Here is a 26,893-nt window from a genome sequence, read left to right as displayed (position 1 = left end):
GTGCGGGCCACACTGCGCTGGGCGCACGCCGACTTCCGCGCACACCGCGGCGAAGCCCTCTTCGTCGTCCTGGCCAGCGCCGGGATCATCGCCTCGCTGCTGCTGGCCGGCGCACTGTTCGGCTATGCAGCCAATCCCTGGCAGCGGAGCTTCAACCAGTCCCGGGGCGCGCACGTCTGGCTGCACACGCGTGCCGGCGCGGACGTGGCCGCCCTGTCCGGCCTGGACGGGGTCGCCGCGGTCTCCGGCCCGTTCCGCACGGCGGCGGCGACCGTCGAGTCGCGCGGCGCCCGGGCCGCGGTGACCCTGCGCGCCACCGAGACGGCACCGCCGGAGACGGGGCGCCCGCTCGTCACCGCGGGCAGCTGGCTGACCCCTCCGGACGGCGCAGCCGACCGGGACGGCACCGTCGTGCTCGAAGCCTCGGTCGCGCGCGCACTGTGGGCCGAGCCGGGCGACACCGTACGGGTCACCGGGCCGGACGGCGCCCCGCGCACCCTGCGGGTCAGCGGTGTGGCCGAGACGGCCGAGCCCCGCTACCGGCCGGGCGGTGCTCCGGGAACGGGCTGGGTCCTCTCCCCCACCCTCGACGCCATGGGCCGGGGACCCTTCGGGCAGAGCGTGGGGTTGCGCCTACAGGATCCGGGCGACACCGACTTCATCGTCCAGCGGGCCGTGACCGTCCTCGGCGCGGACCGCGTGGCCCAGGTCACCAAGTGGCAGCAGGCGCGGGCCGAGGCGGGCGGGGACGACCGGCTCCTCGGGCAGGTCTTCGCCGTCTTCGGGCTCGGTGCGCTGCTCGCGGCGGCGCTCGCCGCGTCCGGGGCGATCGCCGCACGGGTCCGCGGGCAGCTGCGGGACATCGCCGTCCTCAAGGCCGTCGGCTTCACCCCCGGCCAGGTGGTCCGGGGCTTCCTCGTCCAGCACCTGGCCTTCGCCCTGCTCGGCGTGGCCCTCGGGACGGCGGCCATCGCCCTGCTCGGCGCCCGGATACCGGGGCGGATCGGGGACGCGGCCGGGGTGTGGCAGGACCTGCCCGGCCACACCGCCCTGATGATCGGGATCCCGTGCGGCGCGGTGCTGCTGATCGCCGCCGCGACCGGGCTGTCGGCCTGGCGGGCCGGGCGGGTGCCTCCGGTGCCGGTGGCCCGGGCGGCACTGCCGTCCGCCGCGCCGATGACCGCCCTGGGCCGGCGGGCGCTCGGGATACGGGTGCCCCCGGCGCTGGTCCTGGGGTGGCGGGCCGCGTTCCCGCGCCGCTGGCGGACGGTGGTTCCGGTGCTCCGGCTCGCGCTGCCGCTGGCGCTCATCACGGTCGCGCTCGTCGCCTGGTCGACGCTGGACCAGTTCCGCAGCCGGCCCGCGACGGTCGGCGTGCCCGCGGCGCTGACCGTCCGCGCCCAGCAGCCGGGCGGCCCGTCGGACGCGGAACTGGAGCGGAGCCTCGCGGCGGTCCCGGGCGTCGCCGCGGTCCATCCGGGCGCGGAGATGGTGGCGCTCGTACCGGGGCAGACCGGCACGATCACGCTCCGCGGGCTGGGCACGGCCCGGGACCCGTACCCCTCGGCGGTGGTGGAGGGGCGCGCGGCCGGGGGTCCGGACGAGGCGGTGGCCGGGCAGGGCCTGCTCGACCTCCTCGGGGTCCGCGTCGGCGACTGGGTGCGGATGACCGTCGCGGGACGGCCGCAGATCCTCCATCTCGTCGGGCGCACGATCGAACCCGACTCCGGCGGCCGGGTGATCACCACGACGGTCGACGCCCTGCGGGAGCGCGATCCGCAGCTGCGCCCCGACCACCACGCGCTGGTGCTGGAGGACGGTGCGGACCCCCGCGCGGTGCGCAGCGCGCTCGCCGGGTCGGCGGGCGGAACGCTGGAGGTCCGCGAGGCCCCCAATCCGGCCGACCGGCTGGGGCCGGCGCGCGCGGTGATCGCCGCCCTGGTCGCGGTGCTGGCCCTGATCGGGCTGACCGAGCTGCTGACGCTGGTCGGCACGGGCGTCCGCGACCGGGGCCGGGACCTGCTCGCGCTGAAGGCCATCGGCCTCACGCCGCGGCAGATCGGGGCCATGATCGTCACGGCGGCGGGGCTGACCGCCCTGCTGTCCGCCGGACTGGGGACGGCCGTGGGTGCGCTCGCCGGCCGGTGGCTGGTGGACGCCGAGGGGGCGTCGAGCGGGATCGGCTCCGGGATCGCCCAGCTGCCGCCGCTGCCCGTGCTGCTGACGGTGGTCGCCGCGGCGGTGCTGGGTGCGGCCGCCGCCGCGGCACTGCCGGCGACCCGGGCGGCGCGGCGGCGCCTGGCGGACTCGCTGAGCGAAACCCTCTGACGCCTCCCGCCACCGCCCGGCGGCCCAGCCCCCGGCTCAGGCCACCAACGGCCCCTCCTCCAGCTCGGCCAGCCTCACGGTGCACAGCCCGCCGCGCTCGGTCTTGACCTCCGTCACCTTGAGCTGGGTACCCGGCGCGAGGATGTACTCCTCCTCCTCGGTGAACGCGGAGAAGTCGCGGATGCCCACCGCCCGGGAGGGGACCACCTCGAACAGGGTGCGCTTGCCGCGGCTGCCGAGGAACGCGCGGGCCACGCCGAGCTTGGGCGTGCACGAGGACACGCCCCACCAGGTCACGGTGCGGCCGACCGGGTACTGGGCCCGCAGGTCCAGCGCCACCCCGCGGAACAGGGGCTCGGTGCGGGCGGGCAGCTGGGAGACCGCCGAGAACAGCAGCCGCAGGTACGGGAGGTACGGGACGAGCGCGGACCGGTCCGGGGAGCGCAGGACGGCGTTGATCTCCCGGTAGAACGCGGACTCGCAGGTGTAGAGGTAGAGGGCGGCGATCGCGTCGGCGGACAGGCCGCCGGCGGCTTCGTCCGCGCGCCTCCTGCCGAACTCGTGGGAGCGCTTGACGTGCCCGTCGAGCCCGGCGAGCAGCTTGGCGACGGGGCTGACGGCGTCCTGGAACTCCATGAGCGGCGTGTCGAACACGCCCGTGATCGCCGGGAGGACGAGTCCCTCGTCCTTGACGCTGGAAAGTCGTTCCAGGTAGAGCTGGTGCAGCTCCATGGTGGACGCGATGAACGCCCCCATGCGCTCGGCGACACCGCCGTCCGCCCCGGTGTCGTCCGCCGCGACCTGGTTCCAGCCCTTGCTCGGCAGCCAGTCGATCGGTGCCGCGCCCAGCGAGGCGAGCGCTTCGTTCACCATCGCGAAGTGGTCGCCCTCGCAGAAGACGTCTCCCTGCGCCGCGGGGTTCGGGTGGTCGATGTGCCGGACCTCGACGTCGGGGTACTTCTGCTGCAGCCGCAGGACGACCTTCTTCAGGTTCCGCGCGTGGGCGCCCCACCAGGCGAAGACGACTCCGCGGTCCTCCTCGTCGGCGTCCTGCTTCGCCTTGAGGATCTCCTCGACGATCCGTTCGGCGACCGGGCGCCAGAACGCGGTGTGCCGGTCGGCGCCGGTCGAGCCGTCGCTGCCGGCGGTGAGCGCCGCGTTCAGCAGCAGGACGCCCTGCGTGAGCATGGCCTGGAACCACTCCGGCGGCTGGACGGTGTCGTGCTTCTTCAGCAGCGCGCGGACGTCGGCGATCGGGGTCTTCTTGGGGATGCCGTACTTCCACATGGCTGCTGCCTTGATGATGCAGCGGATGCTGACGACCCGGCCGAACTGGCTGTCCTTCCAGTCGTGGAAGGTGTTGTCGAACATGGCGATGCCCGTGGCGCTCTCCGGCCGCGGGTACGGGTTCTGGCCGAAGACGACGACCCGCCACTTGTGCGGCGGGTTGGGCTTGAGCGCCTGGAAGGTCAGTTCGCGGACGGGAACGACCTCCGGTCCGCGGCCCGGGCCGATGAACGCGGCGGCGTCCGGCTGCGCCTCGATGACCGGCTTGAGCAGGGGGAGCCACGGCTCGCCGCCGCCCTTGAACAGGTCGGCGAGGGCCAGCGGGTCGTTCGGGTCGGGCTGGGCCTGGATGGGGGCGTCGCTCATGGGTGGAGGCACTCCGAAGGATCACACCGTGCCGGCTCGGGCACGGTGGGCGTGGTGGTCGGTGTCCCCGCGGCAGCGGCGGACACACGAAGCGGAAGAACGGATCCGGGAGCATGCGGCGGGGCGGGTGGGCACACGTCGCCGAAGCTCGATCACCGGGAATCCGGCGGCAGGCTAACACCCCGCCGGACGCCCCGCAATCGTGACGGTCGATCACCTGGGCGCACGGGAGGGGGCGTTGTCAGTGGGGGCCGATAGCGTCGTTCCCGGTGGGCAGAACCCTTGTCGACGGGAGTCGAATCATGACCGTGAACCGTGTGCAGCCCCAGCTCCGGGTGGTGCTGGCGGACGTCAACACGAAGGTGGTGGAGTCGTGGCGGGCGGCGTTCGCCGACACCCCGCAGATCGAGATCCGCAAGGGCTCGATCCTCGCCGAGGAGGTCGACGCCTGGGTCAGCCCGACCAATTCCCGGGGCCGGATGGACGGCGGCGTGGACGCCGTCATCAAGCGGCACCTCGGGGCGGGCATCCAGCTTCGGGTGCAGCGGGCGATCCGCGAGGAGTTCGCGGGCGGTCTCCCGGTGGGGAGCGCGGTGTGCGTTCCCTCGGGGGCGGTCAACCCGAGGTTCCTGATCTCGACGCCGACGATGGAGACGTCCTCGCAGAACGTGAGCGAGACGCTGAACGTGGCCCTGGCCTGCGCCGCGGCGTTCCAGGCGGTGCACCGGCAGAACCTGGCGCAGCCGGGCAGCATCCGCTCGGTGGCCCTGGTCGGCATGGGCGCCCGGACGGGCCGGGTACCGGCCCGGGTGTGCGCCAACCTGATGTGGACGGGCTACACGCTGTTCAACGACCACCACTTCGAGGACTACGACGATCTGCGCAGCACGATCCTCGCGCAGCTGGACGACATCGAGAACGCGCCCGAGGAGCAGCGGATACGCATCGCTCCGCCCCGGCGGGCCACGCCGCGCAGCTGACCCGGGCCTGCGGCCGCCGCCGCCGCGGCCGCGGTGGGGAGAGCCGGACGCCCCGCCTCCCTTCGGGCAACGGCGGGGCGTGCGGACCGGGGCCGGGCTCAGTCGAGGGCGTGGAGGACGTCGCCCAGGTCGACGAACTTGAAGCCGGTGGCTTCGCGGTCGCCGTCGCCGGGGGTCTCCTGTCCGTCCTGGACGACCGGCAGGCCCTTCGGATACTTGTCGCCGAGCGGCGCGTTCAGTGCGGCGGCGCCGTCGCAGACCTCCGAGCCGTCGAGGACGGCCGAGGCCGCGGTGATCCGGAAGGCGCCCTCGTACTCGTTGTCCTCGTCGCGTTCGCGGTCGTAGGCGACGAACCGGTTGTCGCCCTGGCTGGAGGCGAGCAGGTACCCGTCACCGTCGGACTCGGTGACCAGGGTCAGGCCCTCGACGTCGGCCGACAGGTACCTGCCGCCGTAGCCGGGGTCGGTGCCCGGCGTGCACTCCTCGGTGGTCTCGTCGTAGGTGCCGGGGACGCCGTACTCGCGGACCCTGTCCATCAGTTGCGGGGTCCCGGTGAGGTCCGCCTTGATCCGCCAGATGCCGACGTCCTCCTGGCCCGCGTAGAGCGTACCGTTGGCCGGGTCGACGACCATGCCCTCGACCTGAGGCAGTTCGCCGGGCTCGGCGCAGGGCGCCCAGGTGGTCCCGTTCGGCAGCCGGAAGGAGGACGGGAGGTCCAGGGTGCGGACGCGGCGGTAGTCCACCGTGCCGGTGCGGGTCGTGACCAGCTCCAGCAGTGCGATCCGGGTGCGGTTGCGCTGGCTGACCAGCGCGTAGGACCGGCCGCTGGCGCGGTCCGTCCACGTGGCCAGGCCGTAGGCGGTGGCCTGCTCGTTGATCTCGGCCTGGTCGGCGGCGAACACGGGCCGGGCACCGGGGTCGGTGACGTCGGTGAGAGGGCCGCCCGGCCGGTCGCGGTCGATCCGGTAGATCCGCAGCCGGTCGTTGCCGCGGTCGCTGACCACGGCGACGTCCGCGCGGGCGCCGCCCATGCGCAGGCCGTGCACGAGGTCGACGTTGTTGAACCGGCCCGGGGCGTCGCCGGCGCCGGGACCGGCCGGGGCCGGGAGCGACTGGACCTCCTTCGCGTCCAGGTCGTAGACGCGCAGGCCGCCCTGCTTGGCGGTGGCGACCACCAGGCTGCGGCCCGGGTCGGCGGGGTTGCGCCAGATCGCCGGGTCGTCCGCGTTGGCGTCGCCGCCGGCCTCGTCGTCGAAGAGGGCCCGGGTCTCGGCCCTGGGGTGGACGGCCGCGATTCCGTGGGCCTCGGCCGGCAGTGCGAACGAAGCAGCGAGCACCCCGCCCAGGACGAGCGCAAGAGCCCACCCCACAGGACGTGTCGTCATGTTCCTTCTTCCATACGGCAGTTGGATCGGCGGCGACACGCTCTCGCGGGTGGGCGGCCGGCCGAGAACCGCTTACCAACCAGGAGGTGAATTCGCCGCTACGCGCCCCCGTACGCTGCACCCCCGGCGGGGATCGTACCGCCGGGACGGGTGCGGGCCAGCGGCGGCAGCGCCGCCGACGAGGTGGTACGTCACCCGCTCCCCCGTGGCCGCCCGGACCGCCTGCTCCAGCTGCTCCTGGAGGTCGTCCTCCGCGCGTACTTGACGTGCTCCCCGCCCTGAAGGACGGGGATTCCAGCCCGGGCCGTCTGGCCCTTCCGGGGGCTTCCTGCTTCACGGCGCTGTGCGGGGCCACCGGTCGCCGCGTCGAGCGCCCCGCCCAGGGCCCGGTCCAGGGCGGCCACGGCGGGTGGATCGCCTCCGAGCAGCACCAGCGCGTCCGACAACGACAGCAGCCTGCGCACGCCCACCCTGCCCCTGGTCACCCCGCCCCGCCTCACGGCCCACTGTCGCACGGCCGCGGCCGGGGGGCCGACGGTTCCGGGGAAACCGCTCCGTCCGGCTGGCTTCGGGCGACTTCCGGGAGCTTCGAGAAGCTTCGGGGCGCTTCCGGGGGAGGGCGCAGGGGTTAAGACGTATCCATCATGACAGATCTGACGGGCTTTTCGTAGGGCGAACAGCACATGTTCTCGGGCTTGTTCGGAGAGTGCCGGTCTTTCAGAATTCCGGTCATGAATCACTCGGCGAATATCAATCACCATGCAGTGCTGCGCGCCAGGGTTTCCCTCCTGGATTCGGAGAAGCCCCCGGTCCGTCGGCGCGTCGCGGCCTACCGGGTCCTGGTGCAGGTCAGCCCGCTGGCGTACCTGTCCCGCCTGGCCGTCGACCTCATCAAGTACAGCCGGGAATTCGCCGACCGGCCCGAGATAGCACTGGCCCTGCGGGTCGAATCCGTCGACGCCGCACGCCGTTTGTGCGAACTCGAATCCGGCCGTCAGCGAGTTCTCCTCGGATCACTCGCGTCCCTGCGGGACCAGCTGAATCTCATGGAGCGGGGTGAGGAGGCGTCCGCCGTGGCGAGAGAAATCGCCCTCCTCGAATCCGCCGGGGAGGTGTAGGGGGACGGCGGCCGCGTCGGCGAGTAAGGGTCCAGCAGCGTGACGATCGGCACGCTCGGCGCATGGTCGTCGATCAGCCGGGACGCCTCACCGGGCCCGGCGTCGAGGACCTGCGCTGGGGGTCGGTCCGCTGCGTCGGGAGGAGGCTCCGACGGGCATCAGGGCGGGACGTGCAGGTCGGCGGTAGCGAGCGTCGGCCAACTCGGGGGTCGATACGGTTCGGCGCGGTGGGCGGGCGCGGTAGCGTGCCGCCGTGGATCTCTTCTCGCGCTCGTGGGCCGCCTTGCGTGCGGTCGTTGCCGACCTTCCGGACGAGGAATTCACGCGGCCCTCCGGGTGTGCCGGCTGGCTCGTGCGGGACCTCGTGTGCCACCTGGTCATCGACGCCCAGGACGTTCTGATCACCCTCGTGACCCCCGCCGCGGGCCCGCCGACCCGCGACGCGGTGACGTACTGGGAGGTCACCGGCGCCCCACCGGCCGGGGACGACCCGCTCGACGCGCTGACCGTGCGACTGGCGGCCGCGTACGGGGAGCCGTGGCTGCTCAAGTTCCACCTCGACGACGTCGGCTCCGCCGCTGGCCGGGCCGCCGACCTCGCCGACCCCGGCCTGCGGGTCCGCACCCGCGGTGAGGTCCTGACCGCGGGCGACTACCTGTCCGCGTACGTCCTGGAGTGGACGCTGCACCACCTCGACCTCGTCGCCCACCTCCCGCACGCGGCCGGGCCGCCCGCGGAGGGCCTCGCCCGGTCGCGCCGGATGCTGGAGCGGATCGCCGGAGCGGCGTTCCCCCCGTCGTTCTCCGACCGGGACGCGCTGCTCGTCGGCACCGGGCGGCGGCCCGCGACCGACGCGGAGAAGGCCGCGCTGGCCGGGACGGACGGGCCGGACCGGCGGGGCGGGCTCGGCGCGCGGCTCCCCCTCGTCCTCGGCTGAGCGCCCGGCCCGCACCACCTCCTCCCCGACCACCCCCCGCGTGGGACGTCCCCGGGGTCCCGGGGAGCGGCGGGCCGGTCGGTTCCTGCGCGGCGCGCCGGACCGCCGGGGTCGGGCTCCAGGATCACGACCGCCGTCTCGGCCGGCCTCAGTGCCGCGTAGGCGTCCAGGTCCGCGTCGATCTCCCGCCAGCGGGCCCAGAGCCGCGACCGCTCGTCGCCGGTTGCGGCCCGGCCCCGGACCGACCGCTGTCCGTCGGCCAGGTCGACGGTGGCCCGGGGTGTGTGCGGAGGTTGAGCCACCACGCCGGCTCGCCCGCTCCCCGGCCGTTCATCGCCGGCGCGACGAGGTTCGACGCGTCCTCGAGGTACGCGATGATCACGCTCCGCCGCCGGCCGGTGCGGCGCCCGGTGGTCGTGAGCCGGAGCGCGCCCCGGCCGCGGGCCCGCGGCCGCCACAGCCCGGCCCGGCCGCCGAGGGCCCGGTACACCCGGCGGTGCAGGGACCAGACGAGACGGACGGACCAGCGCGGCGGGAGCCGCGGCGTGCGCGGCCTCGCCCGGGAGGACGCCGCGCCCGCGGGCGGCGAACAGGCTCTCGGGGGCGGCGGCTGCGCCGGGTGTACGGGGCAGGATGTGACGGAACCCGCCCGGACGCGGTACGAAGTCCCTCGTGAAGGAAGAAACACGGGCAGAGACCCTCCGCGTCTTCATAGCGCTCGCACCGCCCGACGACGCGAAGGAGGAGCTCGAACGGGAGCTGCGGCCCGCCTACGAGGCGTACCCGCGCATGCGGTGGAACCGCGTCGAGGACTGGCACATCACCCTCGCGTTCCTGGGCGAGGTCCCGGCCGCCACCGTGCCGCTGCTGAAGCCGCCGCTCGCCGAGCTCGCTGCGGCGCGCCGGCCGCTGCACCTGGGCCTGCGCGGCGGCGGGCACTTCGACGAGCGGGTGCTGTGGAGCGGGATCGACGGGGACCTGGAAGGACTGCACCTGCTCGCCGCCGAGGTACGGGCTCTGGTCGAGGACAGCGGTGTCCCGTTCCAGGGGCGGCCGCTGAACCCCCACCTGACGCTGGCCCGGTCCCGCCGGGCCGATACTTCGAGTGCGGTGGCGGCCGCCGCGGGGCTCGCCGGGTTCGCCGGCCGCCGTTGGCGGACCGAACGCCTCCACCTGGTCGGCAGCAACTTCGGCCGCGGCCCCGGCCCCATCCACTACCGCGACATCGAGGCCTGGAGCTTCGGCGGCGCGGGCTGAGGCCCGCCCGCGGATACGGACCCGGGGGGCCGGGTGATCCTGGGGCCACGGCCGACGACACGGTTCCGGGCCCGGCCCGGAACCTGTCGGGTCCGTCGGTCAGTGGACGACGGAGAAGCTGCGCCACGGCAGCGTGCCGGGCGCGGTGACGTTCGCACTGGACATGGGTACGTAGACGCCGGGGGCCTTGTCGGTCTTCTCGCACTCCGGTGTCCGGAACAGGATGACGTCCGTCTGGGAGTTGTTCTCGACGTGGGCCGCGCCGTCCGGAAGGCGGATCGCGTGGCAGCCCTGGACGGGCGTGTTCGAGTACGTCAGCACCACCGGGGAGTCGTGGCCGCGGAAGGTGAGCGTGCCCACGGTGGTCTTGCCGGCCGAGCAGGCCGTGGCCGTGAGCAGCAGAACTGCCGCCCCGGTGATGACGCCGAGATGCCGGAGGTGGGACATGGATCGGTCCTCGTCTGTGCGGTGATGGCTGCCCTTGGTCGCAGCGTGACGTGCCGCGCGGAGGACGGCATGCGGTGCGCGCCCGCCGGGATGACCGCCGAAGGGGGGAGGACGCCCCGTCCGGTCGCGCCGGGGGCGTGTGCCGCCGTGTCGGAGTGGTGTCGCACACACACGGGAAGTGAGGAATCGAAGCCTCGCCGGGGGCTTCGGTCTTCGATCCCAGGCTGTCGGGCCCTCTTCACCGCCGAGGCCCAGCCGAGCGTCCGGGCCGTGGGGAGTGCGCGCCGGCGAAATGCCGGGCCGCTGTCAGTGGCGGGTGACACCATCGGCCGCGGTGGTCCGACCAGCTACAGGGGGTAGGCATGGCGAGCACGTACACGTGGCCGCGCGGGGCGGAGGCGGCCGACAGCGAGGAACTGGAGCGCTGGCTGGCGCGTCACGGTTGGGAGATCGACCCGACCGTGTTCATGGCCGGGGTCCTGGGCCCGGCTGTCCAGGTCCGCCGCATCGACAGCGCGTGCCCGGAGGCCGAGGCGGGGCTTCTGGTCCTCCCGGGCGAGACGGTGGAGTTCGACGGGGAGCGGATACGCCTGCGCCCCTGCGCCTACGCTTCGGCCGGGTCCGCTGCGTGAGGCGTCACGCGCCGGCGGCGGCGTACGGCGTGACCGGCCGGCCGGGCGGTCAGCACTGCCAGAGGAACATCGCCTCCGCGCAGGGTCCGCAGGTGAACGCGTAGCCGCGGCCGGTGCCGAAGTTCATGGCGGTGACGGGGTCCGGCCCCTCCTGCAGTTGCACGGCCAGTCTCATCGGCTCGGCGCAGTTCCGGCAGGCCGGGGTCTCGTCGTACTGGAGCCAGGCCGGGGTGCCGCCGAGCTGACCGAGGACGTCGTTCACGCGCCGTCCGGTCCGGGCGGCCCAGGCCGCGCGGGCGCCGTCGTAGTCCGCCGCGTCCGCCAGGACCTGCGGCTCGGCGGCGTGGGCGGCGCCGAGGAACAGCTTCTCGCCGTCGACGGCCCGGGGCCGCGGTATGCGGCGCAGCCCGCGGGCCGGGACGACCAGGGCCAGGTTGGCGCCGGAGGCCGGGTGCCAGTCCTGGCACGAGCCCGGGCGGTTCTGGCAGGCGAACAGCACCAGCAGCTGGGTGTGCAGCCTTCCGCGGCCGGCGAGGGCGGAACCGGACGCGTCCAGGCGGATCTGCGCGAGGAACTTCAGCGGGCCCGCGCACTCGGCGCAGGTCGGCCATGCGGTCCCGGGCCCGGCCAGGGGCACGCCGCCGATGCGGGTGACGGCCGCCGCTTGGGACGAGGCCGCGCCTGCGTAGGTGATCAGGGTGATCGGGGTGGTCATGCGGCCCGACTGTAGGGCGCCGCACCGACACCGCAGCCTGAGCCCGCCGGCCGGCGGCCGGCGGCCCTTCAGATGCGCAGGAGGAGCACGGCGATGTCGTCCGTCTGGGGGGAGGCGGGGGCGGGGGCGTGCACGAGGGCGTCGATGAGGGTGTCGAGGTCGGCTCCGGCGCGTGCGGTGAGGACGGAGGCGAGTTCGAGGGTGGCCCGGTCCGGGTCGATGCCCCCGGCGGTGGGTTTCTCGACCAGGCCGTCGGTGTAGAGCGCGAGCAGGGTTCCTGGGGTCAGGTCCAGGTGCGTGACGGGGCACGCGGTGTCGGAGTCGGCGCCCAGGAGCGGAGCGGGGTCCAGGTCCACGAGTTGGGGGCGGGTGCCGGGGCGGTGTATCAGCGGGGGCGGGTGGCCCGCGCTGGACAGGATGGCCAGCCGGTGGGCGAGGTCGAAGTGGACGTAGAGGCAGGAGACGAGCAGCCCGGTGTCCAGGTCCTCCAGGAGGCGCCCGGTACGGGTGAGGACCTCCCCGGGCGGGGCCCCGGCGGCGGCCCTGATGGCGGTGCGGACCTGGCCCATCAGCGCGGCGGCGGCGACGTTGTGCCCCTGGACGTCGCCGATGACGGCCGCGACGGTGGTGGTGTCGAGCTGGATCACGTCGTAGAAGTCGCCGCCGATGTCCATGCCGTGGCCGGCGGGCAGGTAGCGGGCGGCGATCTCGAGTCCGGGCACGTCGGGCAGGGAGTGCGGCAGGAGCGCCTGCTGGAGGCCGTGGGCGAGGTCGTGGGCGGCGTCGTGGAGCCGGGCCCGGTCCAGGGCCTGGGCGATGAGTCCGGCCAGGGACGTGAGGACGGCTCGCTCGTCGGCGGTGAACGTGTGGGGGCGCTCGTAGGAGAGGATGCAGCAGCCGACCGGGCGTCCGGAGATCGTCAGCGGGAGGAAGGCCCAGGCCTGCTTGCCGCTGATGCGAGGGATGCCCGGATACAAGCGGACCATCTCCTCCGCGTCGTCGAAGAAGGCGGGGATACCGCTGGTCAGCACCTTCCCCGCGGGGGTCACGCCGGTGTCCAGGGGAAGCCCGTCGAGGCGGTCGAGGGTGGCGGCGTCGTAACCGTGGGATCCGGTGATCTTCAGGCGGCCGGCTTCGGCCGTGGACAGCACCAGGGCGTCGGCGTCGAACGCGGGCAGGACCTGGTCGGCGACCAGTTCGGCGACGTCGCGGACGGCGACGGTCTCCGTCAGGGCTGCCGCCAGGTGCAGGAGCTGGTAGATCCGGCCCGTCTGCGGGCGGCCGCCGGGCTGCGGGCCGGGTTGCTGCGTGGCCGCGGGGCGGCCGGTGGGGGTGATGCGGACGCTGATGCCGCCGGCGTCCGGGTACAGCTGGAAGTGCAGCCAGTCGTCCGGCGGGTGCAGGGTGGTGAACTCCACGGGATCGCGGCTCATGACGGCGGTGCGGTAGCGGTCCTCGACCAGCGGGGTTTCCAGCCAGGGCAGGGACTGCCAGGGCCGGGTTCCGAGCAGCTGGGCGGCGCTACGGCCGAGCAGGGTGGCGGCGGTGCCGTCCACGAAGGTGATCCGGCTCTGGAGGTCCAGGGCCAGCGCCCCCTCGGGCAGACGTTCGATCCAGTCGGCGGCGGCCTCCGCGGCCCGGTCGACGCCGTGCGGGCCGGTCGGTGCGACCGGGACGACGCGGGGCCGCTCCGGCACCGGGGGCGGGAGCCCGGGGCCGTCCAGCAGCCGCGCGATGCGGCGGGCGGCCGCGGTGATGTGGTGCTGCTCGCGCCGGCTGGCACTGCGCGGGTGGCTGGCGGGCCAGAGCAGCAGCAACGCGCCCCTGACGCCCTTGCGGCCCGGCAGCGGCGCCGCGGCCAGGGCGAACCGGTACGGCAGGGCGGCGGCGGCCCTGGGGAAGTCGCGGACCAGGTCCTCCTGGGAGCCCACCCACACCAGCCGTTCCTCGCGCACCGCTGCTGCGACGGGCGTCGGAGCCGCCGCGGAGATCCGCAGCCAGGGGCGGACCACCTCCTCCGGCAGTCCGCACAGCACCGCCAGCCCCAGGTTGCCCCGCTGCCCGTTCCAGAGGTACAGGCCGCCGGCCGACGCGCCGGTCCGCTGGATGGCGTCGTTCAGCGCGTCGTCCAGCGCCGACAGGCCGGACCGGCCCGCGCGGGCGCGGTAGGGGCTCTCACCGCGGCCGGTCACGGCACACCTCCGTTCCTCCCGGCACGCAGGTGCCGAGCGGGCCCCCCGGCACGAGCGTGCGGGTGAGCCCCAGCCCACCGCCGGGAGGGCTGCTGCCCACGCTCCTGACCACCGTCCGGGCGCGCAAACCTTCGACAGGGGCAGGCTCCTACGGAAGACGCGGAAATGCGAGCCGACCGCCGAGCGGCAAGGCTGGGACCCATGACCTCCGCGAGGCTGACCATCCACCCGCCCGACGAGAACGGGAGCCGCCAGGTCCGCTACGACGGCGCCCTCCTCGGCACCGCCGACCGGCCCAGCGACGTCATCGGGTTGCTGCGCCGGGCCGGCGTCGCCGCTCCCGAAGCCCTCGACCTCGGCGATCCGGAGGTCGTCGAATGGCGCGGCGCCGGCCCCGAGGGCTGGGCGGAGTCACCGCCGTGACCCTCGGGAACCGGTGCCGCCGACCGAGCCGGTCACGTGCTGCGGGTGGAATCCCGTTGTGCGCGCGGACTCGGGCTGAGCGCGTCGGCGGCCTCGCCCTCCTTGCCCGACGCGGCCGCGAGGTCCTCGGCGGACGCGTCACGGCCGGCTGTCGGCTTGTCGTCGCCGCGGGCCGTGGGGCGCCTGCGCCGGCTCTGCGGGTCGTCGTCGTGGAGGGGAGCGCCTCCGGCGCCTCCCTGGTCCATGTCGTCCATCAGAAGCTCCTTTCGTTCGTTCCCCTGACCGTCACGGGACGAGGAGGGCCTTGATCATCCCGTCTTCCTTCGCCTGGAAGCGGGCGTATGCGCCGGGCGCCTCCTCAAGCGGCAGGGTGTGGGTGGCGAAGCCCTCCACACCGAGGGGGTCGGCGTCGGTCAGCAGGGGCAGGATGGCATCGGTCCAGGCGCGTACGTTGGCCTGGCCCATCCGCAGGCTGATCTGCTTGTCGAACATGGTGAGCAGGGGCATCGGGTCGACGGCGCCGCCGTAGACGCCCGAGACGGACAGGGTGCCGCCGCGGCGGACGAGTTCGATGCCGGTGTGCAGGGCGGTCAGGCGGTCCATCCCGACGCGCTCCATGAGGGGTCGGGCGACGGCGTCGGGCAGCCGTGCGGTCATCTTCTGGGCGAGGGACGCGGCGAGACCGCCTTGGGCCTCCATGCCGACCGCGTCGATGACCGAGTCCGTACCGCGCCCGTCGGTGAGGTCGCGGACCGCTTCGAGCACGCCGTCCGGTCCGTGGGCGCGCAGGTCGAGGGTGTGGACTCCCTGGCTGCGGGCCCGGGCGAGGCGCGCGGGGACGAGGTCGATCCCGATGACGGTCCGGGCGCCGCGGTGCTGGGCGATCCGCGCGGACATCTGGCCGATCGGACCGAGGCCGAGGACGGTGAGGGTCCCGTCCCGGGGCAGTTCGGCGTACTCCACCGCCTGCCAGGCCGTGGGCAGGACGTCGGACAGGTAGACGTAGCGCTCGTCGGGCGGCTCCGGGGGGACCTTCACCGGCAGGGTGTCGCCGAAGGGAACGCGCAGGTATTCGGCCTGGCCGCCGGGAACCTGCCCGTAGAGCTTGGTGTAGCCGAAGAGGGCGGCACCCTTGCCGTGTGCGCGGACCTGCGTGGTCTCGCACTGGGAGTGCAGCCCCCGGCCGCACATGTAGCAGGTGCCGCAGGAGATGTTGAACGGCACGACCACGCGGTCCCCGCGCCCGAGGGTGCGGACCTCGGGGCCGGTCTCCTCCACGACGCCCATCGCCTCGTGGCCCAGCACGTCGCCGGGGTCCAGGTAGGCGCCGAGCACGGAGTAGAGGTGGAGGTCGGAGCCGCAGATGCCGGTCGTGGTCACTCTGACGATGATGTCGGTGGGTTCTTCGATGCGGGGGTCGGGAACGGTCTCGACGCGGACGTCCTCTCGGCCCTGCCAGGTCAGTGCGCGCACGGGGGTCCTCCTCGCTCATCCGGTCGGCGGACGTCGGTGGTGGCCGTGCTGGAGCCTGGCTTCCACGTGCCCGTCCACGATGCGCGTGTCGAACGCGGGCTGGGGTGCGGTGGCGGGGCCCCGGACGTTCCAGCCGTCCGCCAGGCGGAACACGCTGCCGTGCCAGGGGCACCGTACGCAGCCGTCCGCGATCTCCCCCTCCGCGAGCGGCCCCGCCATGTGGGCGCAGCGGTCGGCCAGCGCGCGGACGGCGCCGTCGCTCTCGCGCACGACGAGTACGTCCACGTCGTCCACCCGGGCGCGTACGGCCCGGCCCACGGGGAAGGCGGCCACCGCTCCGAGGTGGTGCCAGCCGTCCCGTACGAGGTGGGTGACCTGTTCGGCGTGGTTGGCGCCGGCGGCCTGACGGTAGGCGAGGTGGCCGCCCAGCGCGCCGGCCGCGCTGACCACGGCGAGGCCGGCCATGCCGAGCGCCTTGCCGCGCAGGACGCGGCCCTGCGTGCGGGCCGCGAAGGAGCTCGCGTAGAGCACGACGGCGGTGGTGTTGCCCAGGGCGTGGACGAGGCCCGTGCGGGCCTGTTCGGGCGGGAGCTCCGCCCAGTCCACCCAGCCGGACACCGCGGCGGGCGCCGCCGCGGCGAGACCGGCGCCGATCAGGACGTGCGCGGCTCGGCACCGGCCCGGACCGAGGTCCAGCAGTGCGGCCGACAGCCAGGTCCCGATGGGGATCTGGACGATCAGGGGGTGTGCCGGGTGGCCCAGCGGGCGGCCGTGGAGCACGTCGCGCACGGGTCCGAGCGGCAGCGCCCGTACGGCCCGGCGGAGCCGGCGGATCACGGGATCTGCGTACGGCGCCCGTTCCAGGCGTTCGACGGCGGCGAGCAGCGGTCCCGGGCCGGAGGCCACTGCCGCGTGGTGCATGCGGTCTGAGTCCATGGACCGCGCCTACCCGGCGACCGCACCGTCATGTGCGGCGTCCGGGGGGCGGCGGGGCGTGGTCGTCCGGGGCCGGCCCCGGTCCCGGTTCCGGTCCCGGTTCCGGTTCCGGTGGGGGTGCCGGGGCATCGGCTTCGGGCGGTCGGCGGGTGGCGCGCAGGGCCCGGGCGAGTCCTTCGCGGGAGCGGCGCCGGACGCCCTCGCCGTCGTGCAGCAGCATCCCGCTCTCGGCGGGGGTGAGCGGTACGGGCGGCGGGCCCTCGTCCGTCAGCCTGGCGAGGAGGCTGCGGCAGGCCCGGTCCTCGTCGGGGAACCGTTCCAGCACGGTGCGCGCCCCCCGCTCGCGGACGCCCACCACCCATGTGCCGGCCTGCTCCGCCAGGTAGAGGCGGTCCTCCGCGCGGGGGAGGCCGGGAGGACCGGGGCAGTCGGGCACCTCGTACAGGCCGGGCGGGACCCCGGCCGCGCGCAGGGCCTCACACAGCCGGTGGCGGTCCATGCCCCGGTCTCCCTTCGGCGTCGGCGTCAGTTCGCCCGTTCCAGGGAGCCGTCCGCCACGAGGTTGCTGACCCGGGTGCCCGTCTGGACGTTCGGGCAGTACGAGTCGCCCTGCGCGGGCCTCACGCTCGTGACGTACTGCACGCCGAGGCCGGGCTGTTCGAACCACGGGAGGGTGGGGCCGGCGCAGACCAGGATCGGCTTCTTCACCCGGTAGAGGTGGTAGTCGAAGGGCCAGCGCGGATCCTGGGTGTTGAGGTTGGACGGCGGGATGGAGCGCTCGCCGTACTTGGTGCCGGCCGGCGCGAGGAAGCTCCCGAACTCGGCCCCGAAGCGGTCCAGCAACAGCCCCGGCTCAAGGGTGGTCTCCGTTGCGATGATCTGGCCGCTCGTGTCCCGGGCGAAGCCGTCGCTGTTCGGGTACTTGTAGGCGCCCAGCCCGCTGTCGGCCGTCGGGTCCCACCACGTGTTGAGGAACTCCACCGGGGTGAGCCCACCGAACCGCTGGTAGCCGGTGAGGATGGCGCCGAGCGCCCCGGTCGTGGGGAGCTTGGCCGGGCCGAACCGCCAGTCGTTGCACTTGAACTCGGTGTGCGCGTACGGGTAGGGCGAGGGGACCAGCCCCAGGCAGCGCGTCTTCTCGGCGTCGGACTCGGTGCTCTTGGCCTGTGCCCCGGTCTTCGCCTCTGAGCCGGTGGGCTTCGCTTCCGAGCCGGTCCCGGACACCGCGCCGGTCTTGGCGTCGGAACCCGTCTGCGCCTCCGAGCCGGGCCCGGACTCCTTCCCCTGTGCCTTCTCCTTCTCCTGGGTCTTCTCCTGGCCCTTCTCCTTCTCCTGGGTCTTCTCCTGGCCCTTCTCCTGCTCCTTCCGCTTCCCCTTGCCCTTCTCCCTGTCGCCCTTGTGCTTCCTGCCCTCGTCCCGTTTGTCGTCCTCGTCGCCGCTCGCCCGCCCGGGGGCCGGGGGCGGGACCGAGGCTGCCCATGCCGGGGGTTGGCCGACCGTGGAGGCCTGTGCCTCCACGGCAGTGAACGGGAGGGCGCCGAGCAGGACGGAACCGGTGAACCCGGCCGTCGTGGCCAGGCTCGCGCACCAACGGGGGAATGCCACAGAAACCTCCGGGAGATCGAGTCACGGGGCGTCAGAGACGCCCCGACCCATCACAGGGGATCCGCGGGGGCCCGGCAATCCGTGCGGGGCCGAACGGCGGCGTCCGGTCACCTGACCCCACGTCGGTGTACCGCTGCCGGGCCCGCCCAGCCCCCTCCGGCCCGTCGCACCGTCAGGCGTCGCCCTGCTGCCGGACGAGGCGGCACAGGCGTACAAGGGTGGTGTCGTCGCCGAAGCCACCCGCCTTGACCAGTACGGGGAGGGCGGTCCGGCCGCCGAGCAGGGTCCCGCGTGCCACGCCGGGCTCGGGCTCGTCGGCCAGGCTGATGCCGGTGACCCCGAGGGCGCCGAGTGCGTCGAGGACCTCGGCGGCGGTCTCTCCCCCGGTGAGCACCAGCGCGTCGATCCGGTCCTCCTCGGCGAGCTTGCGCACGGCGTCGGCCATGGCGCGGCCGAGGGCCCGGGCGGCGTCCCGCGGCCGGCGTTCGTCCGGGGTGTGCAGGACGAGCACGGGTGCCGTCGCGGCGCCCAGGTCGGCGACCGTCGCGGCGGGGTCGTCGGTGGCGGTCACCGTCCGTACGTCCACCCGGGCGCGCAGCACGGCCAGCTGCCGGCGGGTGGCGGGATTCGCGCTGCCGACGACGACCAGCGTCCGCCGGGCCGGACCGGGCACGGGAGGGGGTGCGACCGCGGCCCGTGCGCAGTGCCGTGCGAGGGCGGCCGCGAGCCCGGGCGAGCCGACCCACAGCACCTCCTCGGGGCGGGGCACGCTCTCCACGAGCCGGTCGAGGTCGGCGTCCTGCCGGGCCGAGTACGCCACCACCGCGCCCGCGCCGGTCAGCCGGGGCAGTTCGGCGACCCGGTCCGGGTCGGCCGGGACGGCCTCCGGGAGCAGTCCCGCGAGGTCCGAGCACCGTACGGGGTGTGCGGGGTCGCGGGCGAACTCGCTCTCGTGGACCGGGACGCCCCGTACGTACTGCACCCCGCCCACCGTCACCCGGCCTTCGGCGGGGAAGGCGGGGGCGACGATCACGGCCCGGCGCCCGGAGCCGGAGCGGGCGGCTCGGATCTCCGCCGCGACGTGCCCCCGCAGGGTGGAGTCGACCGTCTTCAGCAGCAGGTCGGCGCCGGCGTACCGGTGGGCGGCCTCCCGCATACGGGCGACGGCGGTCCGCTCGTCGGCGACGCGCGTCCCGAGGTCGATCGCGGTCACGCCGCCGGGCGGACCGGCCGCTGCCGCGGGCGCCGCCGGGAGGCGGAAGAGGATGCGGGCGTCGTGGCCGGTCCGGCGGAAGGGCGCTGCGCCGTCGCCGGCACTGGTGAGGTCGTCCGCCAGCACGGCGATGACCGGTCCCCGGCCACTGCGGGATGTCATTCCGTTCCCTTCCGCCTGTTCACCCGTCGCCACGGAGCCGGCTCCCTGACGAGATCGTCACCGCCCCATAGTGGAGCGGCGGCACAGCGCCGACAAGTCACGGCTTCCCCCTCCCCCACGGTGGGATCTCGGGTCGTATGCCTGCGTGGCCCTGGCCCGAGGTCCTACAGTCCGTGGCATGTTGGACTTTCAACTCCTCGGCGCGATCGCCGGGTTGGGGGGCGTGGCCCTCGGCGTTCTGTTCGTGGTCTACCGGGACTTCGTCCGCAGTCTCATCCGGCAGAAGATGTTCCGGACGCTGACGCCCGCGCAGGCCACCGGACTCTTCGGAGCCGTGATCACCTTCACCTTCGCCATCGCCATCCTCGGAATCTTCGCCACGCTCGCGGAGGGGGCGGGGGCGAAGCGGTTCATGGTGCTGGTCGGGGTCCTGCTCGCCTTCCTGCTGCTGGCACTCCTGCTGACGGGCCGGTTCGTGAACCCGGGACGCAGGGGGCCGGACGCAGGGGCCGCCGAGGAACGGACCCTGGCCCGGGTGGCGCGGCTGGTGGCCGCTGGCGAGCCGGCGCAGGCCGAACGGGCACTGGAGGCTCCGGGCACGGACCGCAGCTCCGAGGAGTTCTGGTACTGGAAGGCCCGGATCGCACTGGCCGGCGGGAACACCGCGGTGGCCGCCGGCTACGTGGACGAGGCGCTGAAGCTCGAACCGCGCAACCCGCACGCCCTCGCGCTGAAGATCAGGATCCTGCTCGTGGGCCAGGACCCGGCGGACCTCGGCCGGGCCGTGCGGCTCGCCGAAGCCGGTCAGGGCCTCAGCGAGGAGCTGGACGTCTGGCTGCGACGGCTGCGGGCCGAGGGGATGTTCGAGGTCGGCGTACGGACCAACACCGCCCTTGACGAACGCTGCCCGCTGCCCGCCCGGGAAGGCGGCCGAGCCGCGTCCCGCTGAGGCGTGCCGCCCCGACCCCTCGTACACCGGCAGACGGATCACCGCGCCGGAACACGGAACACGGAACACGGAATCAGGAATTCGGAGAAGGTGCGCATGACGATCGACTTCGGGGGCTCCGCATACGGCTCCCCCGCCGTGCTCTACGTCCCGCGGCCCTCGGGACCGGGCCCCTGGCACTGGGCCGCCCCACAGGCCGAGGAGGAGATCCGCCGCCGGGCCCGGATACGGGGGCTGCGCCTGGCGGAGGGGACGGCCCGCGAACCGGACGAGGTGGACTCCTTACTGGACCGGTACCCGGGCGCCGCCGTACTCGTGCAGTCCGCGCTCCCCGGCCACCGCCCACTGCTCCGGCCGCTCCTCGAAGGGGGCCATGAACTGGTCGACGCCCTCATCGCCCTCGGCGCCACGCTCGTCGTCAGCGACGAGGAGTCCGGGCCCGCCGCGGACGTCTCCGTACGGCACTGGGCCCGTGACGAGGCGGTGCTCCTGATCACCGACCCGTTCGCCCCGCTCAGCCTGCTCCCGGACGAGGAGTGGCGCCGTACGGAAGCCTGCGAGAGGTACGCGCAGGGGCTGGGGTTGCGGCCCGGAGGCCGCATCCGGGACTACCCGTCGTACGTGGACTTCGTGCAGGAGGAACTCCGCTCCGGCCCTGCTGCGGTCGGCGTCACGGTCGTGATCCACCCCGCGGCGTTCACCTGGGGCCCTGACGTCCACGGGCGGCCGCACCGCCACGAGAGCCCGGTCTGGCGCTGGCTGAGCCGGGGCGCGGTCGTCCACTCGGCGGGGCGGGTGGGGTTGGAGCAGGAGTCGCAGGGGGTGGACGAGCGGCGCGGCTACCTCCGCTCGCGTCCGACAGCACGTCGCATGGATCCGGGGCCTGAACCTGCAGCCGGGCCGGAGGTGTCCGACGAAGCCGCGTGGGACACCCCCGATGCGGCGGCGGACGCCCCTCGCCGCCGCTTCCGCGTCACCGGAGACGCCCTCGCTGCCCGGCTCACGGTCGGCGACCACAACGCCTCACCCGACTTCACGGGCCCGGCCTTCGTGCGTCCGCCCCGCGAGCCGGACCCGCCCCGCCGCGACCCCCGCCAGCCCCTCCCCCGTGACGGCCTCTTCATCCGCCGCACCACCGCCTACGGCACCCGGGCCCACCTCGGGATCACGGAGCTCATCGACAACGGTGTCCTGATCGGGCAGGACCAGATCCGCTTCGACGACTTCGTCGCCTCGCGCACCGACCAGGTGCCCGGGCCTGACGGGGGCGAGGCGGTCGCCGTCAGCCACGGCCTCGTGGCGGTGCCCGGCGATTCCAAGGCCCACGAGGCCACCACCCACTTCGTGGAGATCGCCCTCAAGGCCGGCGCGGCGCCGACCGGCGCGGCGGCGCCGCCCGAGGAGCCCCTTCCGGTCAACCTCGTCTTCGTCGTCGACACCAGCATCTCCATGGCGGGCAGCAAGCTCGACACGGTGAAGGCGGCCCTCCAGGAGATCCACCGGCGGCTGCGGCCCACCGACACCCTCGGGATCGTCACGTTCGCCACCAACGTCTCCACCCTCCTCCCGGCCACCCGCAAGGACGACCTGCCGCCCGAGCGGTTCGCGCAGCTCGTCGCCGGTATGAAGGCCGACGGCGGGACCGACATCAACCTCGGCATCCAGTACGGGATCGCGGAGATCGGCCGCCGGGCCGGCACCGCCCGCACCATCAACCGGCTGTACCTGTTCTCGGACGGCGACCCGACCTCCGGCGAGACGAACTGGACGGTCATCCGCAAGAACCTCGCGGTCAGGCTGCGCGGCGACCTGACCGTCTCCTGCTTCGGCTTCGGCGGGGACGCGCGGATGGACGAGCTGTCCGCTCTCGCCGGGACCGCCGGCGGGCACGCCACCTTCGTCACCCGTCCCGAGGAGGTCGGCACCGGGCTCCTGGAGGACCTGGAACGGCGCGACCACCTGGCCGCCATCGACATCCAGCTCCGGATCGACATCGACCCGGAGGTCGTGGTGTGGCACCTGTACGGGCACGACCTGGTGTCCGACCCGAGGGCGCGGGCCGGTGTGTTCCGCGAGGCGGAGGCGGCGGCCCGGTTCGCACTGGCGGAGTACGGCACCGCCGTGCTGCCCGACCTGATCACCGACGAACACGGGATCCGGATCTTCGCCCCCGACCTGGCGTTCGGCGAGACGTACTGGGTGGTCCTGGAGGTGCAGGTGCCGGACGGCCGGGCGGACTCGGACGGCCTCGGCACGGCGACCGTGCAGTACGCGGACACCGTCGCGCGGGAGAGCCGGAGCCGCAGCATCATCCTGGCGGAAGGGCCGCTGCTCGCCGAGGAGACGGTACTCGTGCACGCCGTGGGACTGCGGACCAGCGAGGTCACCTACCACGCGCTGGACGACCTGTACGAGAACGACCGCGCCGCCGCCGGGCGCAGGCTCACCGAACACATCCGGGTCCTCAAGCAGGTCCACGACGCCCATCCGGCCGAGGAGTTCGTCGACGACCGGGTGACGCTGGAGAAGCTCAAGTCGCTGACGGACTCGCTGGGCACGGTGATGTCCTTCACGGACGCCGCCGCCCCGGCGCCGGGAATCCGGGCCATGAACGCCTTCGCACAGGTCAGGTCCGGGTACGCGGCGTTCTGAACGGCTCCAGGCCGGGCGGCGGACCGTCGCCGCCCGGCGGGGCCGGCCCCCGGAGGCCCCTCCGCGGTGGCCGTCACCGACTGCCCCTATCATGACCCCGCTGCAGGCCGGGCGCCGTTCCCGGCGCTGCGCGACGACGCCGTACGCGACAGCGCGGCACGGCGCTGAAGACGACGGCACCCACATCGAAGATCCCGTGTTCGTTCGCCCGGGTTCCAGGGGGGACCCACAGCGAGGGGGCGGGTAGATGAAGGCGTGGGTGGTCCCCGGGTACACGGAGACCAGGGAACTCGGCTCGGGGGCCAGCGGCCGGGTCGTACTGGCGGTGCACGACGGGACGGGAACTCCCGTCGCGGTGAAGTACCTCAACGACCGGCTGCGCGGCGATCCCGCGTTCGTCCAGGGCTTCCGGGCGGAGGCCCGCCTGCTCGGCGGTCTCCGCTCGCCGTACGTCGTCGGGCTGTACGAGTACGTGGAGGCGCCCGACGGCGCCGCGATCGTGATGGAGCTCGTCGACGGCGTCGCGCTGCGCGAGCTGCTCAAGCAGTCCGGGCAGGGCGGCACCGGCCCCGAGGCGGCCCTGGTCGTGCTGAAGGGCTCCCTGCTGGGTCTGGCGGCCGCGCACCGGTCCGGCGTCGTGCACCGCGACTACAAGCCGGAGAACGTGCTGGTGGCGGCCGACGGCTCGTCCAAGCTGGTGGACTTCGGCATCGCCACGGACCACGGCGCCACGCCGGGCGTGGCCGGTACGCCCGCGTACATGGCGCCCGAGCAGTGGCAGGGCCGGCCCGCCTCCCCGGCGGCCGACGTGTACGCGGCGACGGCCACGTTCTTCGAGTGCCTGACCGGGCGCAAGCCGTACGCCGGAGACAACTTCGCCGAGCTCGCGCTCCAGCACGCCGAGGCCCCGGTCCCCGAGTCCGAGGCCCCCGAGCCGGTGCGCCCGCTGATCCGGCGGGGCCTGGCGAAGCGGCCGGACGAGCGCCCGGAGGATGCCGAGGCGTTCGTGGCCGAGCTGGAGGCCGTGGCCCGCGGCGCGTACGGCCCGGACTGGGAGGAGCGCGGGCAGCGCAAGCTGGCGGCGCTGGCCGCGCTGCTGCCGCTGCTGTCCCCTCGGCGGGCGGCGCACCGGCGACCACCACGGCGTTCGCCACGACCTCGCTGTGGGCGCCCGGGCGGCGCGGCTGGCTGGGCGCGGGCGTGGCGCTGGTGCTGGGTCTGCTGGTGGTCGTCACCCAGGCGGCGGCCACGGACCGGCCGGTCGGTGCCGCCGCGTTGAGCTCCTTCGCGACGACCAGCGCGCCGCCGCCGACGGGCGGGCCGGTCCCGTCGGGGTCACCGTCGGGATCGGCGTCCCCCTCGGCCCCGGCCACGTCCGACGCGTCGGCCTCACCGTCCGCGTCGCCGTCCGGCTCGGCGTCGGCCTCCGCGGGGGCGCCGACTGGTCCGGGCCCCGGCCCGGGCTCGCCGGCACCGACCGGCCCGGCCCAGCCGACGGCGGCGCCGCCGACCACCCCGCCCCCGTCCCCCACGCCCTCCCCGGCGGTGAAGGTGAGGGCGGTGAGCGTGACCTCGTTCCGGCAGACCGGTGTCACCGCGGCGCAGGTGACGCTGTCCGTGGACGCCTCCGGCCCGGCGACCGTCCGGCTGGAGTCGTTCAGCAGCGACGCCCGGGACTCGCTCGGCGCGTCCGAGGGCTCCATGTCCTTCCCCTCCTCCACGGCGGCGACCGCCCGGACCCTCACGTTCCGCGGCACGGGCTGCTATTGGGGCGTACGCGCCACGACGACGCCCGCGGCGGGCGGCGGGGCAGCGGTCCAGCAGTTCCTGATCAGGCGGTGCGACATCCGATGAGCAACGACGACGAGTACAGCGCGACCGCGCTCGGCAGCCACTGGATCAGCGGGCCACCCGCCGAACGGCCGGACGTCGCCCCCGACCGGGTCGACGGCTCCGTGCTGCGCTTCGGTCCAGGGGTGACCGCCGCCGCCGTGGCACCGTTCCCGGTCGTGCCGGAACCCGCGCCCACCCGCCGGCCCGGGGGCGGTCTGCGCCGGTACGCCCTCGCGGGCGCCGTACTGGCCGGCGTCCTCGGCTGCCTGTGCTGGCAGCAGTACGGGCCTGGCGTCGCGGTGCGGGACGTGGCCGTGACCACCGATCCGGCCGGACCGGGGTGCGGGGCGACCGCCGATGTGGTGGCCGTCGTACGGACGGACGGCCGCCCCGGGACCCTGGCCTACCGGTGGATCCGCAGCGACGGCACCCGCTCCGAGCGGCTGACGGAGCGGGTGGCCCGGGGGCAGCAGGAGGCCAGGCTCCACCTGGAGTGGACCTTCCAGGGCACGGGGAACTACCCGGCGAAGGCGCAACTGGAGCTGCTGGAGCCGGCCCGGCGCACGGCGGCGGTGGCGTTCGCCTACCACTGCGCCCCGTAGCGGGGTCGGACGCGGCGACGTCGGCGGGCCGTGGCACGCACCGACCCCGGCTGACTCTTTCCGGCCAACACCCCTGTTGCATGGCCGGAAACAGTGCAATGCTGGGCGCACGGCGGCCCTCCCCCTCCCCCGCGGAGAGGCCCCCGGCCCCGCCCGGACGCACCCCCGGGCGGGGCCCATCCATGCCCCGCCCTAACCCTCCAGCGGCTTCAGCTCCTTGGCGAAGTGGAAGGCGACGATGTCGAGGCGTTCCCGGAGGTAGAAGCGGTGGGCGCCGGTGCGGTGGGTGCCCGAGTCGAGGCTGAACTCGTAGCAGTCCGCGGCGCGGGCGTGCGCCTCCAAGTGGGCGAGCACCGCGTGGCCGACACCGGTCGAGCGGGCGGCCTGCGACGTCACCAGGTCGTCGACGTAGAGCTTGCGCAGGCAACTGGTGGTGTCGACGATGCGCCAGCCGGCCGCGGCGACGCACGCCCCGTCGTCCGCGTATCCGGCGGTGAAGCGGAGGCCCTGGTCGTGGCCGCGCTCGTACACCTCGCGGAAGAGCTCCTCGGTGAGGTGGGGGCGAAGCTCACGCAGGACGGGGAGCAGGTCGGACGTCAGGCGCGGGTCGCCGACGCCGAGGTCGATGATCTTCATGCCGGGGACGATATCCCAGCCCCCGCCGGCGCTGACCGGGGCCGGGATCCGCCGGGGCCGGCGGTGCGGGGGGGCGGAGGGGCGGTCAGCCCCGGTAGAGCTTGTTCACCGCGGTGCGGGTGGTGTTCTTGAAGGCGTTCACGGGGGCGTCCTGGAAGGTGCCCATGCGGCCCCAGTGCACGACGGTGACGGTGCGCCCGTCCCTGCCGACGGCGAAGAGGTGGACGTCGTTGCCGGCCCACGCGTGCGCGGTCCGTACGCCCTGGACGCGCGCCCCCTCCTCGACCTCGACGCGGCCGAAGTCGCGCCACTCGGCCTTGACGTCCGGATCCTGCTGCGCCACGCGGTCCGCGCAGCTCTTGACCGCCGCGTCGAACAGCGCGGCCAGCGAGCGCGCCGCGGCCTCGTCACGCTCCACGACGGTGACCTGGACGGCGTTGGTGTCCAGGTCCGTCCAGAACGCGCGGTGCCGTGAGGTGGCTCCGGGCAGTGCCTCGCCGACGCAGAACGGCAGCGGGTCGGGGACCCCGGCGGTCACCGGGCCGGCGTGCCAGGCCGTGCCGGTCTGCCGCGGCAGCTCGCGGGCGTCCAGGAACGCGGGCCCGTCCGCGGCGGCGGCAGGCGCCGCCAGGGCGGCGGTCGCCACGGCCGCGACGACGGCGGCGAGGGAGGTGGGGGCGGCGGGACGGTGGCTCATCAGGTCTCCCCGTGCACGGTGAAAGCAGGACAGGCAGTACGCGCGGTACGGGCGGTACGCCCTGGGCA

27 protein-coding genes are annotated in these 26,893 nt (G+C 74.5%); 12 read left to right on the top strand and 15 right to left on the bottom strand.

Features of this window, described 5'->3' with window-relative positions:
* Positions 1-2,328 (top strand): ABC transporter permease, encoded by a 2,328-nt coding sequence (locus ACSHWO_RS32360; RefSeq protein ID WP_438317718.1) that lies wholly within the window; start codon positions 1-3, stop codon positions 2,326-2,328.
* A 36-nt stretch (positions 2,329-2,364) separates the two neighbouring features.
* Here ACSHWO_RS32360 and ACSHWO_RS32355 read toward each other — a convergent pair whose 3' ends face one another.
* The gene (locus ACSHWO_RS32355) at positions 2,365-3,981 is read right to left on the bottom strand and encodes an ADP-ribosyltransferase domain-containing protein (RefSeq protein ID WP_438317715.1); all 1,617 of its coding nucleotides are present in this window, start codon (positions 3,979-3,981) and stop codon (positions 2,365-2,367) included.
* 302 nt (positions 3,982-4,283) lie between these two features.
* On the opposite strand from ACSHWO_RS32355, the gene ACSHWO_RS32350 reads away from it, so the two are divergent.
* Positions 4,284-4,961 (top strand): macro domain-containing protein, encoded by a 678-nt coding sequence (locus ACSHWO_RS32350; protein WP_438317712.1) that lies wholly within the window; start codon positions 4,284-4,286, stop codon positions 4,959-4,961.
* 98 nt (positions 4,962-5,059) lie between these two features.
* Here the strand turns inward: ACSHWO_RS32350 and ACSHWO_RS32345 are convergent, their stop codons facing one another.
* Positions 5,060-6,346: a phytase gene (locus ACSHWO_RS32345; RefSeq protein ID WP_438317709.1), complete on the bottom strand. Its 1,287-nt coding sequence runs from the start codon at positions 6,344-6,346 to the stop codon at positions 5,060-5,062.
* A 191-nt stretch (positions 6,347-6,537) separates the two neighbouring features.
* Positions 6,538-7,107 carry an NACHT N-terminal helical domain 7-containing protein gene (locus ACSHWO_RS32340; protein ID WP_438317706.1) on the bottom strand — a complete coding sequence of 190 codons (570 nt, stop codon included), beginning with the start codon at positions 7,105-7,107 and terminating at the stop codon, positions 6,538-6,540.
* On the opposite strand from ACSHWO_RS32340, the gene ACSHWO_RS32335 reads away from it, so the two are divergent.
* Together ACSHWO_RS32335 and ACSHWO_RS32330 are read left to right on the top strand one after the other, a co-directional pair.
* Positions 7,078-7,464 (top strand): hypothetical protein, encoded by a 387-nt coding sequence (locus ACSHWO_RS32335; protein WP_438319351.1) that lies wholly within the window; start codon positions 7,078-7,080, stop codon positions 7,462-7,464. The genes ACSHWO_RS32340 and ACSHWO_RS32335 overlap by 30 nt on opposite strands.
* Before the next feature lie 253 nt (positions 7,465-7,717).
* Positions 7,718-8,401, top strand: a complete 684-nt coding sequence (locus ACSHWO_RS32330; RefSeq protein ID WP_385805596.1) for a maleylpyruvate isomerase N-terminal domain-containing protein — start codon at positions 7,718-7,720, stop codon at positions 8,399-8,401.
* A gap of 148 nt (positions 8,402-8,549) precedes the next feature.
* Here the strand turns inward: ACSHWO_RS32330 and ACSHWO_RS32325 are convergent, their stop codons facing one another.
* A complete protein-coding gene (locus ACSHWO_RS32325; RefSeq protein ID WP_438317702.1) occupies positions 8,550-8,891 on the bottom strand; it encodes a nitroreductase/quinone reductase family protein in 342 nt (113 codons plus the stop codon).
* 182 nt (positions 8,892-9,073) lie between these two features.
* Here ACSHWO_RS32325 and thpR point away from each other — a divergent pair, with 182 nt between their 5' ends.
* On the top strand, positions 9,074-9,658 hold the full coding sequence (gene thpR / locus ACSHWO_RS32320; protein ID WP_385805599.1) for an RNA 2',3'-cyclic phosphodiesterase: 585 nt from the start codon (positions 9,074-9,076) through the stop codon (positions 9,656-9,658).
* Positions 9,659-9,757: 99 nt separating this feature from the next.
* On the opposite strand, the gene ACSHWO_RS32315 is transcribed toward thpR, so the two are convergent.
* Positions 9,758-10,105, bottom strand: a complete 348-nt coding sequence (locus ACSHWO_RS32315) for a hypothetical protein (RefSeq protein WP_438317697.1) — start codon at positions 10,103-10,105, stop codon at positions 9,758-9,760.
* A 362-nt stretch (positions 10,106-10,467) separates the two neighbouring features.
* Between ACSHWO_RS32315 and ACSHWO_RS32310 the strand changes: the two genes are divergently transcribed.
* Entirely contained in the window at positions 10,468-10,737 is a 270-nt protein-coding gene (locus ACSHWO_RS32310) for a hypothetical protein (RefSeq protein ID WP_361087066.1), read from the top strand.
* A gap of 49 nt (positions 10,738-10,786) precedes the next feature.
* On the opposite strand, the gene ACSHWO_RS32305 is transcribed toward ACSHWO_RS32310, so the two are convergent.
* Both ACSHWO_RS32305 and ACSHWO_RS32300 read right to left on the bottom strand, forming a co-directional pair.
* Positions 10,787-11,452 (bottom strand): hypothetical protein, encoded by a 666-nt coding sequence (locus ACSHWO_RS32305; protein WP_438317694.1) that lies wholly within the window; start codon positions 11,450-11,452, stop codon positions 10,787-10,789.
* A 68-nt stretch (positions 11,453-11,520) separates the two neighbouring features.
* Entirely contained in the window at positions 11,521-13,644 is a 2,124-nt protein-coding gene (locus ACSHWO_RS32300; protein WP_438317691.1) for a SpoIIE family protein phosphatase, read from the bottom strand.
* 201 nt (positions 13,645-13,845) lie between these two features.
* On the opposite strand from ACSHWO_RS32300, the gene ACSHWO_RS32295 reads away from it, so the two are divergent.
* Entirely contained in the window at positions 13,846-14,067 is a 222-nt protein-coding gene (locus ACSHWO_RS32295) for a hypothetical protein (protein WP_385805607.1), read from the top strand.
* A 32-nt stretch (positions 14,068-14,099) separates the two neighbouring features.
* Here the strand turns inward: ACSHWO_RS32295 and ACSHWO_RS32290 are convergent, their stop codons facing one another.
* The 6 genes from ACSHWO_RS32290 to ACSHWO_RS32265 form a co-directional block, all read right to left on the bottom strand.
* On the bottom strand, positions 14,100-14,321 hold the full coding sequence (locus ACSHWO_RS32290) for a hypothetical protein (protein ID WP_438317687.1): 222 nt from the start codon (positions 14,319-14,321) through the stop codon (positions 14,100-14,102).
* 31 nt (positions 14,322-14,352) lie between these two features.
* Entirely contained in the window at positions 14,353-15,540 is a 1,188-nt protein-coding gene (locus ACSHWO_RS32285; protein ID WP_438317684.1) for a zinc-dependent alcohol dehydrogenase, read from the bottom strand.
* A 15-nt stretch (positions 15,541-15,555) separates the two neighbouring features.
* On the bottom strand, positions 15,556-16,476 hold the full coding sequence (locus ACSHWO_RS32280) for a Rieske (2Fe-2S) protein (protein WP_361087049.1): 921 nt from the start codon (positions 16,474-16,476) through the stop codon (positions 15,556-15,558).
* Between the two features lie 28 nt (positions 16,477-16,504).
* Positions 16,505-16,975 carry a hypothetical protein gene (locus ACSHWO_RS32275; protein ID WP_438317680.1) on the bottom strand — a complete coding sequence of 157 codons (471 nt, stop codon included), beginning with the start codon at positions 16,973-16,975 and terminating at the stop codon, positions 16,505-16,507.
* A 26-nt stretch (positions 16,976-17,001) separates the two neighbouring features.
* Positions 17,002-18,081, bottom strand: coding sequence for a glycohydrolase toxin TNT-related protein (locus ACSHWO_RS32270; RefSeq protein WP_438317677.1), 1,080 nt, complete (start codon positions 18,079-18,081; stop codon positions 17,002-17,004).
* Positions 18,082-18,253: 172 nt separating this feature from the next.
* A complete protein-coding gene (locus tag ACSHWO_RS32265) occupies positions 18,254-19,456 on the bottom strand; it encodes a four-carbon acid sugar kinase family protein (protein ID WP_361087040.1) in 1,203 nt (400 codons plus the stop codon).
* A 178-nt stretch (positions 19,457-19,634) separates the two neighbouring features.
* Here ACSHWO_RS32265 and ACSHWO_RS32260 point away from each other — a divergent pair, with 178 nt between their 5' ends.
* The 5 genes from ACSHWO_RS32260 (at position 19,635) to ACSHWO_RS32240 (ending at position 25,492) form a co-directional block, all read left to right on the top strand.
* Positions 19,635-20,405, top strand: coding sequence for a hypothetical protein (locus tag ACSHWO_RS32260; protein ID WP_404232204.1), 771 nt, complete (start codon positions 19,635-19,637; stop codon positions 20,403-20,405).
* 96 nt (positions 20,406-20,501) lie between these two features.
* Positions 20,502-23,057 (top strand): VWA domain-containing protein, encoded by a 2,556-nt coding sequence (locus ACSHWO_RS32255; protein WP_438317672.1) that lies wholly within the window; start codon positions 20,502-20,504, stop codon positions 23,055-23,057.
* Between the two features lie 247 nt (positions 23,058-23,304).
* Positions 23,305-24,336, top strand: a complete 1,032-nt coding sequence (locus ACSHWO_RS32250; RefSeq protein WP_438317669.1) for a serine/threonine-protein kinase — start codon at positions 23,305-23,307, stop codon at positions 24,334-24,336.
* Between the two features lie 281 nt (positions 24,337-24,617).
* Entirely contained in the window at positions 24,618-24,911 is a 294-nt protein-coding gene (locus ACSHWO_RS32245; RefSeq protein WP_438317666.1) for a hypothetical protein, read from the top strand.
* Positions 24,908-25,492: a hypothetical protein gene (locus ACSHWO_RS32240; RefSeq protein WP_438317663.1), complete on the top strand. Its 585-nt coding sequence runs from the start codon at positions 24,908-24,910 to the stop codon at positions 25,490-25,492. The genes ACSHWO_RS32245 and ACSHWO_RS32240 overlap by 4 nt, the downstream gene beginning before the upstream one ends.
* Before the next feature lie 192 nt (positions 25,493-25,684).
* Here ACSHWO_RS32240 and ACSHWO_RS32235 read toward each other — a convergent pair whose 3' ends face one another.
* Positions 25,685-26,128 (bottom strand): GNAT family N-acetyltransferase, encoded by a 444-nt coding sequence (locus ACSHWO_RS32235; RefSeq protein WP_385805627.1) that lies wholly within the window; start codon positions 26,126-26,128, stop codon positions 25,685-25,687.
* 85 nt (positions 26,129-26,213) lie between these two features.
* A complete protein-coding gene (locus ACSHWO_RS32230) occupies positions 26,214-26,825 on the bottom strand; it encodes a hypothetical protein (RefSeq protein ID WP_438317660.1) in 612 nt (203 codons plus the stop codon).
* Between the last annotated feature and the right edge of the window lie 68 nt (positions 26,826-26,893).

This window comes from Streptomyces pallidus (ex Mingjun et al. 2026) (assembly GCF_051550185.1).
In the GTDB taxonomy this organism is placed as follows: Bacteria; Actinomycetota; Actinomycetes; order Streptomycetales; family Streptomycetaceae; genus Streptomyces.
This window is presented reverse-complemented; position numbering and strand designations above follow the sequence as displayed.

What these genes read in the sequence shown, in the direction of transcription:
- ACSHWO_RS32355 (WP_438317715.1), bottom strand. Translation starts at nt 3,981, where the DNA reads ATGAGCGACGCCCCCATCCAGGCCCAGCCCGACCCGAACGACCCGCTG.
- ACSHWO_RS32350 (WP_438317712.1), top strand. Translation starts at nt 4,284, where the DNA reads ATGACCGTGAACCGTGTGCAGCCCCAGCTCCGGGTGGTGCTGGCGGAC.
- ACSHWO_RS32345 (WP_438317709.1), bottom strand. Translation starts at nt 6,346, where the DNA reads ATGACGACACGTCCTGTGGGGTGGGCTCTTGCGCTCGTCCTGGGCGGG.
- ACSHWO_RS32335 (WP_438319351.1), top strand. Translation starts at nt 7,078, where the DNA reads ATGAATCACTCGGCGAATATCAATCACCATGCAGTGCTGCGCGCCAGG.
- ACSHWO_RS32340 (WP_438317706.1), bottom strand. Translation starts at nt 7,107, where the DNA reads ATGGTGATTGATATTCGCCGAGTGATTCATGACCGGAATTCTGAAAGA.
- ACSHWO_RS32315 (WP_438317697.1), bottom strand. Translation starts at nt 10,105, where the DNA reads ATGTCCCACCTCCGGCATCTCGGCGTCATCACCGGGGCGGCAGTTCTG.
- ACSHWO_RS32310 (WP_361087066.1), top strand. Translation starts at nt 10,468, where the DNA reads ATGGCGAGCACGTACACGTGGCCGCGCGGGGCGGAGGCGGCCGACAGC.
- ACSHWO_RS32305 (WP_438317694.1), bottom strand. Translation starts at nt 11,452, where the DNA reads ATGACCACCCCGATCACCCTGATCACCTACGCAGGCGCGGCCTCGTCC.
- ACSHWO_RS32295 (WP_385805607.1), top strand. Translation starts at nt 13,846, where the DNA reads ATGACCTCCGCGAGGCTGACCATCCACCCGCCCGACGAGAACGGGAGC.
- ACSHWO_RS32290 (WP_438317687.1), bottom strand. Translation starts at nt 14,321, where the DNA reads ATGGACGACATGGACCAGGGAGGCGCCGGAGGCGCTCCCCTCCACGAC.
- ACSHWO_RS32280 (WP_361087049.1), bottom strand. Translation starts at nt 16,476, where the DNA reads ATGGACTCAGACCGCATGCACCACGCGGCAGTGGCCTCCGGCCCGGGA.
- ACSHWO_RS32275 (WP_438317680.1), bottom strand. Translation starts at nt 16,975, where the DNA reads ATGGACCGCCACCGGCTGTGTGAGGCCCTGCGCGCGGCCGGGGTCCCG.
- ACSHWO_RS32265 (WP_361087040.1), bottom strand. Translation starts at nt 19,456, where the DNA reads ATGACATCCCGCAGTGGCCGGGGACCGGTCATCGCCGTGCTGGCGGAC.
- ACSHWO_RS32260 (WP_404232204.1), top strand. Translation starts at nt 19,635, where the DNA reads ATGTTGGACTTTCAACTCCTCGGCGCGATCGCCGGGTTGGGGGGCGTG.
- ACSHWO_RS32255 (WP_438317672.1), top strand. Translation starts at nt 20,502, where the DNA reads ATGACGATCGACTTCGGGGGCTCCGCATACGGCTCCCCCGCCGTGCTC.
- ACSHWO_RS32250 (WP_438317669.1), top strand. Translation starts at nt 23,305, where the DNA reads ATGAAGGCGTGGGTGGTCCCCGGGTACACGGAGACCAGGGAACTCGGC.
- ACSHWO_RS32240 (WP_438317663.1), top strand. Translation starts at nt 24,908, where the DNA reads ATGAGCAACGACGACGAGTACAGCGCGACCGCGCTCGGCAGCCACTGG.
- ACSHWO_RS32235 (WP_385805627.1), bottom strand. Translation starts at nt 26,128, where the DNA reads ATGAAGATCATCGACCTCGGCGTCGGCGACCCGCGCCTGACGTCCGAC.
- ACSHWO_RS32230 (WP_438317660.1), bottom strand. Translation starts at nt 26,825, where the DNA reads ATGAGCCACCGTCCCGCCGCCCCCACCTCCCTCGCCGCCGTCGTCGCG.